Genomic DNA, 9,545 nt, shown 5'->3' with positions numbered 1-9,545 from the left:
GCCGAGTTCGATCGCCGCGATGCGAACCTTCCGCGCGAACGGGGACGCCGGTGAGTAGGCAAGCTTCATGAGGCAATCCTGAGCGGATGAAATGAAAGGGCTCCGGCGCGACTGCCGGAGCCTTCAATGCAATGAACTTACGCCGCGACGATTTCCTGACGCTGCGCGCCGAGACCGTCGATGCCGAGGGTGACGACATCGCCGGCGTTGAGGAATTTCTGCGGCTTCATGCCCATGCCGACGCCGGGTGGTGTGCCGGTGGTGATGATGTCGCCGGGATGCAGCGTCATCAATCCCGAAACATAGGAAATGATCTTCGGAACGTTGAAGATCATGGTCGCGGTTGAGCCGGTCTGGCAGCGGGTGCCGTTGACGTCGAGCCACATGCCGAGCTTGTGCACGTCCGGAATTTCATCGGCCGTGACGAGCCATGGACCAACGGGACCGAAGGTGTCGTGGGACTTGCCCTTGGTCCATTGTCCGCCGCGCTCGATCTGGAAGTTGCGCTCCGAGACGTCGTTGCAGACCGCGTAGCCTGCGACATGCTTCAGCGCGTCGGCTTCGGTGACGTACTTGGCCTTGGTGCCGATGATGATTGCGAGCTCGACTTCCCAGTCCAGCTTGGTGGATTCACGCGGCTTTTCGACAGCGTCGTTCGGTCCGCACAGGCTGGTATTGGCCTTGAGGAAAACGATCGGCTCGGACGGAATCGCCATGCCGGCTTCGGCGGCGTGGTCGGCGTAGTTCAGGCCGATGGCGACGAATTTGGTGATGTTGTCGACTGGTGCGCCGAGGCGCGGATTGCCGTCAACCAGCGGCAGAGAGGCCGGATCGATCGCGGCGATTTTGGCCAGACCGGCGGGCGACAGTGCTTCGCCGTTGATATCCTTGACCAGGGCCGACAGGTCGCGAATGCGGCCCGAACGGTCGAGCAATCCGGGCTTCTCCTGGCCCATGGCGCCATAACGAACCAGTTTCATAGTCAGTTCCTTTTCGTTCTTGTCCGATGTTTCATTGGTCGGATGTTTCATGCGACAGGGCGCGGTGAAATTCAACCTCTAGTGTCCTGAATCCGAAGTTCGCTTTATTTTGCAGCGCGCTCATTTTCAGGCGTAATTGCGATCCGCGATCAATTTAAAGGCGTCGCCGTCGCGGACGAGGTGGCCGGGATCGTAGTGACCGCCAAATACCAGCGTGGGCGTATCCGCGAAGCGCGAAAACAGCATCTTTCGGGCCTCGATGGACTGGACGGGATCGGAATCCGCTGTCGATGACCAGTCGAGATGTGCCATCTGGCAGGGGTGGTGTGCGACATCGCCGGTGAGCAGCGCTTGCTTGCCGTCGGACTGGATCAGAACACTCATATGGCCCGGGCTGTGCCCGGGCGTCGCAATCAGGAACACCTCATCGCCAATCCGATGATCGCTGCCGATGAGATCGGCGCGCCCGGCATCGACGATCGGCTGAACCGAATCCTCGAACACCGCTCTGTGTTCGCCAGCAGGACTGTGTGCAGCCCAGTAGTCGTATTCGGTCTTGCCGAACAGGTAGCGGGCGTTGGTGAAAGTCGGCACCCACTTGCCATCGTCGAGCTTCGTATTCCAGCCGACGTGATCGACGTGAAGGTGAGTGCAGAGAACGGTATCGATCGTGTCTGCCGGATAACCTGCCGCGGCCAGATCGTCGAGGAAGGGCTTGTCCAGCCCATTCCAGACCGGGACGGACCGGTTCGTCTTGCCGTTTCCGATGCAGGTATCGACGATGATTTTGTTTGTCGGCGTCTCGACGATCCACGACTGCACGTTGAGTCTGAGGCGGCCTTCGGCGTTGGCGTAGTGCGGCACCAGCCACGGCAGTTTCTGGGCTTCTTCCGGCGTTGCCTGCGGAAGAATGAATCGCGTGCCGCCCGTGGCTTCGATTTCCGCGATGTTGGTGATTTTTACGCGGCCCACGGTCCATTGCATCAAGCCAGCTCCCGGTCGCTTTGACGTGTTTGTGACCCTCGGGTTTAAACCCGAGGGTATGCGTTGCGGGGATCGCGCGTGCGACGCGTGCGCTTACATCGTGCCGGGGAACGCGCCGCCGTCCATCAGCAGGTTCTGTCCGGTGATGAAGCCGGACTTGGCGCCGCAAAGGAACGCGCAGGCGAGGCCGAATTCTTCCGGATCGCCGAAGCGTCCTGCAGGATTCGCTTTCATGCGCTGTTTGAGCACTTCGTCAGGCGAGATACCTTGGGCCTTTGCAGCCGCTTCGAGCATCGGTCCGCGAACGCGGTCGGTATCGAACGGACCCGGTAGCAGGCCGTTGATGGTGACGTTGGCGATCACGGTCTTGCGCGACAGACCGGCGACGAATCCGGTCAGGCCGCTGCGTGCGCCGTTCGACAAGCCCAGAATATCGATCGGCGCCTTCACCGCGGCGGACGTGATGTTGACGATGCGGCCGAACTTGCGCGCCATCATGCCATCGACTGTCGCCTTGATCAGTTCGATCGGCGTCAGCATGTTGGCGTCGATCGCCTTGATCCAGTCGTCACGGGTCCAGTTGCGGAAGTCGCCGGGCGGCGGGCCGCCGGCATTGTTGATCAGGATATCCGGATCGGGACAGGCCTTCAGTGCGGCTTCACGGCCGGCCGGTGTAGTGATGTCGCCGACGACTTCCGTCACCGTCACCTTAGGGCTGGCCTTGCGAATGTCAGCCGCGGTCTTGGCAAGCGCTTCCGCGCCGCGTGCCGTGATCGTGACATGGACGCCTTCATTGGCCAGCGCAATCGCGCAGGCGCGGCCCAATCCCTTGCTTGCTGCGCATACAATCGCGCGCCGTCCTGAAATTCCGAGATCCACTGCGTTACTCCCGTTCTTGCTGGTTTTTTGTTCCGTCGAGGACCGATCATACGGCCTTCGGCGGCGTCGGATAGCATGCGCCGTCATGCCTGATCTGTGCGGGGTGTGCAATCAATGCAGGCGCATCTCTGCCTTGATCATGTCGGCAGCCTTCTCGCCGATCATGATGGTCGGTGCGTTGGTATTGCCGCCGATCACCTCGGGCATGATCGATGCATCCGCGATCCGCAGGCCCTCGATGCCGTACACCTTGAGCGTGGGATCGACCACGGCCATCGGGTCGTTGACGCCCATCTTGCAGGTGCCGACCGGGTGATAGACCGTGTCGGTCCGCGCGCGCAAAGCATTGCGGATGTCGTCGTCGGATTCCACGCCGGCGGTGAATGCGTCGGACGTTTGAATAGCCTTCAGCGCGGGTGCATCGAGCAGGCGCTTTGTTGTCTTGAAGCCGGCGACCATGGCCTCGAGATCGGCCGGATCGCCGAAGAAATTTGGATCAATGGCGGGCGGCTGCATCGGATCGGCGCTCTGCAACCAGACGCTGCCGCGGCTTTTCGGCCGCAGCAGGCAGACGTGGCACGAAAAGCCGCTTCCGAAAAATGGCGTGCGGCCGTGGTTGTTTACTACCGCCATGCAGAAGTGCAGTTGAATGTCCGGCAAATCCAGATCGGGGCGGGTTTTGAGAAACCCGCCGCATTCGGCGATGTTCGAGGTCATCGGGCCGCGGCGTTCGCGACGATACTGGAAGATCGATTTGATGATCCGCTTGATGCCTTGAAATGTCAGGCCGGTGAAGTTCGGATTGTCGGAGCGGAAGCCGAACACGAAATCGGGGTGATCGTGCAGGTTCTTGCCGACCCCCGGCAGATGATGGACCGGTGCGATGCCATGCCTGGCGAGTTCGGATTGATCTCCGACACCGGACAGCATCAGCAGATGCGGGGTCTGAAATGCGCCGAGGCCGAGGATGACTTCATGCCGTGCGCGGACCTGCTTCGTGTCCTTGCCCTGACGATACTCGATGCCAACTGCGCGCTTGCCCTCGAACAGGATGCGCGTGGCGTGGGCGCCGGTGATCACGTGCAGGTTCTTGCGCGTCTCCATGAAGGGATGGATGTAGCCGCGCGCGGCGCTCCAGCGTTCGCCGTTCTTCTGCGTGACCTGATAGACGCCGAGGCCTTCCTGTTCCTCGCCGTTGAAATCCTCATTGATCCGGAACTGCGCTTCGCGCGCGGCCTGCAGGTAGATGTCCTGAACCGGGTTGTCGGTTTGCAGCTTGGTGACGCTGAGCGGGCCGCCTTGGCCGTGATAGAAGCCGTCGAGTTCGCTGTTGTCTTCGGAGCGCTTGAAGTAGGGCAGCACGTCCGCATAGGACCAGCCGGTGTTGCCGAGCGAAGCCCAGCGATCGTAGTCCGCCCTGTGGCCGCGGATGTAGCACATCGCGTTGATGGACGAAGATCCGCCGAGGCCCTTGCCGCGCGGTTGATAACCGATGCGGCCGTTGAGGCCGGGCTGCGGCACGGTGTTGAACGCCCAGTTGTTCACCGGGCCTGAGACCATCAGAATCAGCGCGCCGGGCGTGGTAACGACCCAGTTGTCGTCGCGGCCGCCGGCTTCCAGCAGCGCGACAGAGACATTGGGATCCTCGGAAAGGCGGCTTGCGACGGCGCAGCCGCCTGAGCCTGCACCCACAACCACGTAATCGAACGTGTCCGCCATCGACATTCCCCCAGACAGCATTGTTGCGCCGGCTTTGGTGCCGGTCGTCTTGATCCTCGAAAAATTTACGACATGAAGCGCAGCAGCTTGATCAGGCGCGCGATCTTGGTGCCGTAGGGCGGATAGAGATCGGCCAGCCGGTTGAATGGAGAGCGATAGAAAACAGGCTTCATCTTGCTCAAGCCTCGGAAACCCCATTCGCCGTGATAGGCACCGATGCCCGACGCGCCGACGCCGCCCATCGGCTGATTGGCCTGCACGAAGTGAAACAGGCAATCGTTCACAGTGACGCCGCCGGAGACGGTGCGCGCCAGCACCTGATCGCGCGCGGCATCATCCTTGCCGAACCAGTACAGTGCCAGCGGACGATCGTTAGTGTTGATATGCGCGATGGCTGCATCTGTGGTGTCGCAGGCGAACACCGGCAGAATCGGCCCGAAGATTTCCTCCTGCATCACCTTCATGTCGGTGGTCGCGCCGTTGACGAAGGTCGGGGGGAATTTGCGCTTGGCTTTCCATGCAGGATCGTCCGCCTTCGCTGGCTGCACGATCCTTGCGCCGCGCGCGGTCGCGTCCTGCACCAGGCTTTCCAGCCGGGCATAGTGCTTGTCGGATACGATCGATGTGTAATCCTTGTTATCCGGGCCGGTGCCGAACATACGCGTGACCGCGTCATTGGCCTTGGCCACGAACTCATCCGCGCTGTCGCGTGCGATCAGGACGTAATCCGGCGCGATGCAGGTTTGTCCGGCATTCATCAGCTTGCCGTAAACGATGCGCTCGGCGGCTTCGGCAATATCAGCGGAGCGGTCGATGATGGCCGGCGATTTGCCGCCGAGTTCGAGTGTGACCGGCGTCAGGTTGCGGCCTGCGGCTTCTGCGACCAGCCGTCCGACGCGGGTCGAGCCGGTGAAGATCAGATGATCGAACGGCAGCGCCGCAAAGCGTTCTGAAATATCGCCGTCGATGCCGGTGACCATCAGCTCGGTGTCGTCAAATTTGTCCGCAATCAGCTTCTGCAGCAGTGCGGAAAATTGAGGTACCAGCTCGCTCGGCTTGATCATCACGCGGTTGCCGGCGGCGATCGCTGCGATTGCAGGGGCAAGCGTAAGCTGCAACGGATAATTCCACGGCGCGATGATGCCGACCACACCCAGCGGCTGGGGCAGCAGTTTGTTTTTCGCAGGGAAGTATTGCAGCTCGGTCGCGACGTGTTTCGGCGCCATCCAGCGGCTGAGATTTTTCGTGGCGTGTTTGATTTCAGCGAGCAGGAACAGCGTTTCGGCGATCAGGGTCTCGGTGGAGGAACGGTTGCCGAAATCGGCGGAGATCACTTCGCCGAACCGGGTTTCATTCTCCACCACCAGCGCGCGCAGCCGCGCAAGCCGGTCGCGCCGCTCGTCGAGGGTGGGGGGAGCGGCGCGAGAAAGTGCCACGGCGCGGCGGAAAACATCCTCAATGCCGCCTGCGGCGGGATTTCTGACGGCCTGGTTCATCGCGGTTTCCTCGCGGCCGGCTTTTTTCGCACCGGACCTTGTTTGCCTTGTTCCAAGGCTGGTCCTTCACGGTTCTATTGGCAAGCCTGCTTGGGCGTGCCCGGAGGCCAAAAATGTCCGGAATCGCGGCGGCAATTGCCGTCATAAAATCGTGAAAAAGATCGTCCGCAGGCCTTTCCAAAGCGGAGCGGCGTTGGTACATACCCCTCGCACCATGGGCTCTTGCCTTGGTAGCCTTCTCTCGCCTCCGGACGGGTTGGAACGACGCCTTTGGCGTTGAACAGTCGTCCGTCTGCCTTTGAAGGTGTGCACCGGTTTATCGCGGGGTGGAGCAGCCCGGTAGCTCGTCAGGCTCATAACCTGAAGGTCATAGGTTCAAATCCTATCCCCGCAACCAAACAAAAAACCCTTCCAGATCAATGATCTGGAAGGGTTTTTCTTTGGCAGATGTGGCGCGGGGAGTGGGTCACTAGCCGCCGGATCCACCGGCCACGATCTTCTCGCTGAGCTTTTGATCGACCACCTGGACCGTGCGGTCGATTTCAGCGTTGGGCATGCCCAGCTGATGCGAAATCAACTTCACCAGTAGATCGACGCGCTCAATGAAGGGCGCTCCACTGGCCACCGCGCGGGCCGCTGACGACGGCTTGAGAAGGCTTTCCGCCGCCTTGGCGTACTTCTCGAAAGGCACCGCATCCTGCGGATCGGCCCCCAGACGCTGGGCGATTGCATCGACATGCATGTAGATCGACTTTGAGAGCTTCAGGTCGCCGTGCACCGCGTCGCGGATCGGCTGAGGATCGTTCGGCGTGATGCAGCGGTAGTTTCCGGTCAGCAGCATCGACCATTTCGCCAGCGGCACGAACAAGGAATCGAACACCTTGAGCTTCACGGGAACGTCCTGGCCGTCCAGCTTCACCGCGTCGATATCCGCTTCCAGTTCGCGCAGCAGCTTGTTGTGAGCTTCATCTTCAAACGTCGCGGCCTTGAAGTTTGTCGGCAGGCCCACGTGAAGCACATTTGCCGCTTCTTCCGGCGGACGGAAGGCCTGAGGATCAGGCGAGCAGAGCGTCACCAGTCCCGGCTTGAACCGCTCCCAGACCTGCGCATTGGTATAGGCCTCTTCGAGATCCATGCCTGCCAGCCCCTGAATCCGCTTGAGATAGGGCAAGGGCGGCATGTTCATGATCGAAAGGCAAGGCAGCTTCGCCTCGGCGATCTTGATCATCAGAACCCGGATCGTATGGTTGGTGTATTGCGGCTCCTGCATGGCAAGCGCAACCAGATCATAGCGGGACAGATCAACCTTGTCGGGCGAGGTCGCATCCAGTTTCCCGGGCAGATCGCGCGAAAAGATGGACCGGTGCGCCGGCTCATCACGCAGCTTGATGCGAACCTCGGTACCCTCGCGGTTGATGAGTTCTGCAGTCTTCGTTCGGCAAACCAGGGTCACGTTGTGGCCGGCCATCAGCAGCTTTGTTGCCAGCAGTGAGCCATACGAGGCTCCAAGAATCAGAATATTGCGCGCCATGTTCTCTCGTCCAAAAATTATGTTCCAACGCTCCAGCCAGCCGGGCCGGAAATGTCCATCACAGCAGAAATCCTGCCCGGGCAAAGGAACGGCGAAGCCAGACCCTTAACATCACAGGGGAAATTGCCCCTTCGGGGAAGGGGCGTTCGTGTCTAGCGCATGTTGGTATACATAACAATCGTATACCAGCTCCCGTTTTCATCCACCCGGCGAGCCATTATGCGCGGCGCTTTCAATGCGGCTCGCTGAACTGGTCGCCTCAAATTGCCTCTTGATGCATTGGGCGATGTTTCGGGCGTGGCGCGCCAAATCCGGTGCCCCCATTAGTTCGCCGAAGGTGCCGCGCGCCAGCGGGCCGGCCACGTACAGCGCCTCGGACACATGCCCATCGCGGTCTTTGGCGCGGCCCTGCAGGTCGACATCAATGCCAAGGCCGAGCGGATCGGAGCGCGCGAGGCCACTGTCGCTGATCTGCCTAAGAAGCGGGTTGGTTTCGAACACGGTGCCGTGCGCGGGACCGGTCGCGATGACGATTGTATCAAAGATTTGCCGCTCCCACGTTTGACTCCGGCGTGGACGCAGATCGACGGCAATACCGGTTTCCTGCGTTGCGCTCGCGCGGATCGATCCGGCTCGGATCGCAAACGTACCCTCCGCGATCCTGCGTTTGATGACATCATCGATTTGCGGCGCGATGCGAAAGCGATAGGTGTCCCAGAACGGTCGCAGATGATGAAGCAGCTTGGCGCGTTCTTGCAGCGGCAGCGGGCGCCAGATCTCTGTGCCTTGCAGGCGCAAATCGTCAAACGTCGTCGTGGCCGCTGTTGCAGAAGCACGGTGTGTTTGGCGTCAACATTCTGAGCTCGGATCACGTGGGCGTGGCCGAGCGATTTTCCGGTATCGGTGGATTGAAGGGCGCTGAGAGGTTCGCCGGTTCCGAATGGATCAGCCTTGCGTCCGGCGTGCCGCTGCTGGCGGGCGCGCTGGCGGCGTTCGACTGCGAGGTCGAGCACGTGGTCGAGCGGCATTCCCATGCCATCGTGATCGGCGCGTGCTCGATCTTCAGGTGACGCCGGGCAAGCCTGCGTTGACATACTGGCAGGGACAGTACATCCCGCTTGATGACAACGAGGACATTTCTCATCCTGCAGACCTGGGCCTGCCGACGATGCGCGCGCTCTGGCAGGTCTGATCGCAACTTTGATCAGTCGAACACGACCCGCCGTTCAACATAACTCGACAAATGGCCGTGTCATGGCGCGGCGTCAATTCAGGTCAGGAAAGATTTCAACCGGAAGGTCTCTCGCCTTGCGTTGAAGCTCTTGAATGGGAAGTGCGGCTGTACGAGGTGCAACTGCCTTTGCAGCTGGTTCGGCGTTCGACGCCGGAAAATCAATGGTCGCAATGTCGAATGTTGTCTCCCCTCTGGCGAGTGGATTGCTCGCACTAAGGACGATCAGGCTGCCGATCAATAGTCCGTAGGCGCAGAATGCGCCAACGATGAGAAAGAACTGGCGAGAATTCCGGTTGCTGAATCTGATCTGGCTTTTCATAGGAGCCTCCTATTTGGCGGCTATGAGTGTCCAGCAGAGGAAGATGTCTGTCTGTGGCCCGATCCACAGAACGCAAGATTTCACGATCTCATGGCCAGAAGCCGCGCGGAGTGTGAACAAGCTCACATTGGATAGCGGTCTCGACATCTATGCTCATGGACGAGAGGCAATCGAGCCATCCGGGCCGATGTCGCAAACGTCTCGGTGCGCGACCCCAAACTGTTGTTGCTATTGCGGATTTGCGAGCCGCTCGTTGACGTTTTTGCCCACCGAAAACCTTGCCGTCCGCTTTTCAGCTGATGAATTTCTAAGTATTGGCCGCCCGTCCGTGGAGATGATATCTTGCGATCTGCCGTGCATCTCAGTTCATTGCCGATCCAAGTTTTTGGCGCGCACGTTGCCA

General features: G+C 60.5%; 10 protein-coding genes, 1 tRNA gene and 1 pseudogene. 3 read left to right on the top strand and 9 right to left on the bottom strand.

What is annotated here, in order from left to right:
• The 6 genes and pseudogenes from BN32_RS27065 to BN32_RS23485 all read right to left on the bottom strand — a co-directional run.
• Positions 1-69 (bottom strand): annotated as a pseudogene (locus BN32_RS27065) (glutathione S-transferase); the annotation flags it as partial.
• Positions 70-137: 68 nt separating this feature from the next.
• Complete coding sequence (locus BN32_RS23505; RefSeq protein ID WP_040427641.1) at positions 138-980, bottom strand: fumarylacetoacetate hydrolase family protein; 843 nt, start codon at positions 978-980, stop codon at positions 138-140.
• A 126-nt stretch (positions 981-1,106) separates the two neighbouring features.
• Positions 1,107-1,964: an MBL fold metallo-hydrolase gene (locus BN32_RS23500; RefSeq protein ID WP_019200015.1), complete on the bottom strand. Its 858-nt coding sequence runs from the start codon at positions 1,962-1,964 to the stop codon at positions 1,107-1,109.
• Between the two features lie 93 nt (positions 1,965-2,057).
• Positions 2,058-2,843, bottom strand: a complete 786-nt coding sequence (locus BN32_RS23495; RefSeq protein WP_040427533.1) for an SDR family oxidoreductase — start codon at positions 2,841-2,843, stop codon at positions 2,058-2,060.
• A 111-nt stretch (positions 2,844-2,954) separates the two neighbouring features.
• Complete coding sequence (locus BN32_RS23490; protein WP_019200017.1) at positions 2,955-4,562, bottom strand: GMC family oxidoreductase; 1,608 nt, start codon at positions 4,560-4,562, stop codon at positions 2,955-2,957.
• A 65-nt stretch (positions 4,563-4,627) separates the two neighbouring features.
• Positions 4,628-6,058 (bottom strand): coniferyl aldehyde dehydrogenase, encoded by a 1,431-nt coding sequence (locus tag BN32_RS23485; protein ID WP_019200018.1) that lies wholly within the window; start codon positions 6,056-6,058, stop codon positions 4,628-4,630.
• A 320-nt stretch (positions 6,059-6,378) separates the two neighbouring features.
• On the opposite strand from BN32_RS23485, the gene BN32_RS23480 reads away from it, so the two are divergent.
• Positions 6,379-6,455: transfer RNA gene (locus tag BN32_RS23480), tRNA-Met, on the top strand.
• A 72-nt stretch (positions 6,456-6,527) separates the two neighbouring features.
• Here BN32_RS23480 and BN32_RS23475 read toward each other — a convergent pair.
• Together BN32_RS23475 and BN32_RS23470 are read right to left on the bottom strand one after the other, a co-directional pair.
• Positions 6,528-7,589, bottom strand: coding sequence for a ketopantoate reductase family protein (locus BN32_RS23475; protein WP_019200019.1), 1,062 nt, complete (start codon positions 7,587-7,589; stop codon positions 6,528-6,530).
• Positions 7,590-7,787: 198 nt separating this feature from the next.
• A complete protein-coding gene (locus tag BN32_RS23470) occupies positions 7,788-8,387 on the bottom strand; it encodes an FAD/NAD(P)-binding protein (protein WP_019200020.1) in 600 nt (199 codons plus the stop codon).
• A gap of 41 nt (positions 8,388-8,428) precedes the next feature.
• Here BN32_RS23470 and BN32_RS25765 point away from each other — a divergent pair, with 41 nt between their 5' ends.
• Positions 8,429-8,659, top strand: a complete 231-nt coding sequence (locus BN32_RS25765; RefSeq protein WP_244438275.1) for a flavin reductase family protein — start codon at positions 8,429-8,431, stop codon at positions 8,657-8,659.
• Positions 8,641-8,781 carry a hypothetical protein gene (locus BN32_RS27060; RefSeq protein WP_019200022.1) on the top strand — a complete coding sequence of 47 codons (141 nt, stop codon included), beginning with the start codon at positions 8,641-8,643 and terminating at the stop codon, positions 8,779-8,781. The genes BN32_RS25765 and BN32_RS27060 overlap by 19 nt, the downstream gene beginning before the upstream one ends.
• 73 nt (positions 8,782-8,854) lie before the next feature.
• Here the strand turns inward: BN32_RS27060 and BN32_RS23460 are convergent, their stop codons facing one another.
• Positions 8,855-9,142: a hypothetical protein gene (locus BN32_RS23460; RefSeq protein WP_019200023.1), complete on the bottom strand. Its 288-nt coding sequence runs from the start codon at positions 9,140-9,142 to the stop codon at positions 8,855-8,857.
• Positions 9,143-9,545: the final 403 nt, after the last annotated feature.

Source organism: Afipia birgiae 34632 (assembly GCF_000308295.2).
GTDB lineage: Bacteria > Pseudomonadota > Alphaproteobacteria > Rhizobiales > Xanthobacteraceae > Afipia > Afipia birgiae.
Note: the sequence above shows the minus strand (reverse complement) of the source record. Positions and strands in the feature narration are given on the sequence as shown.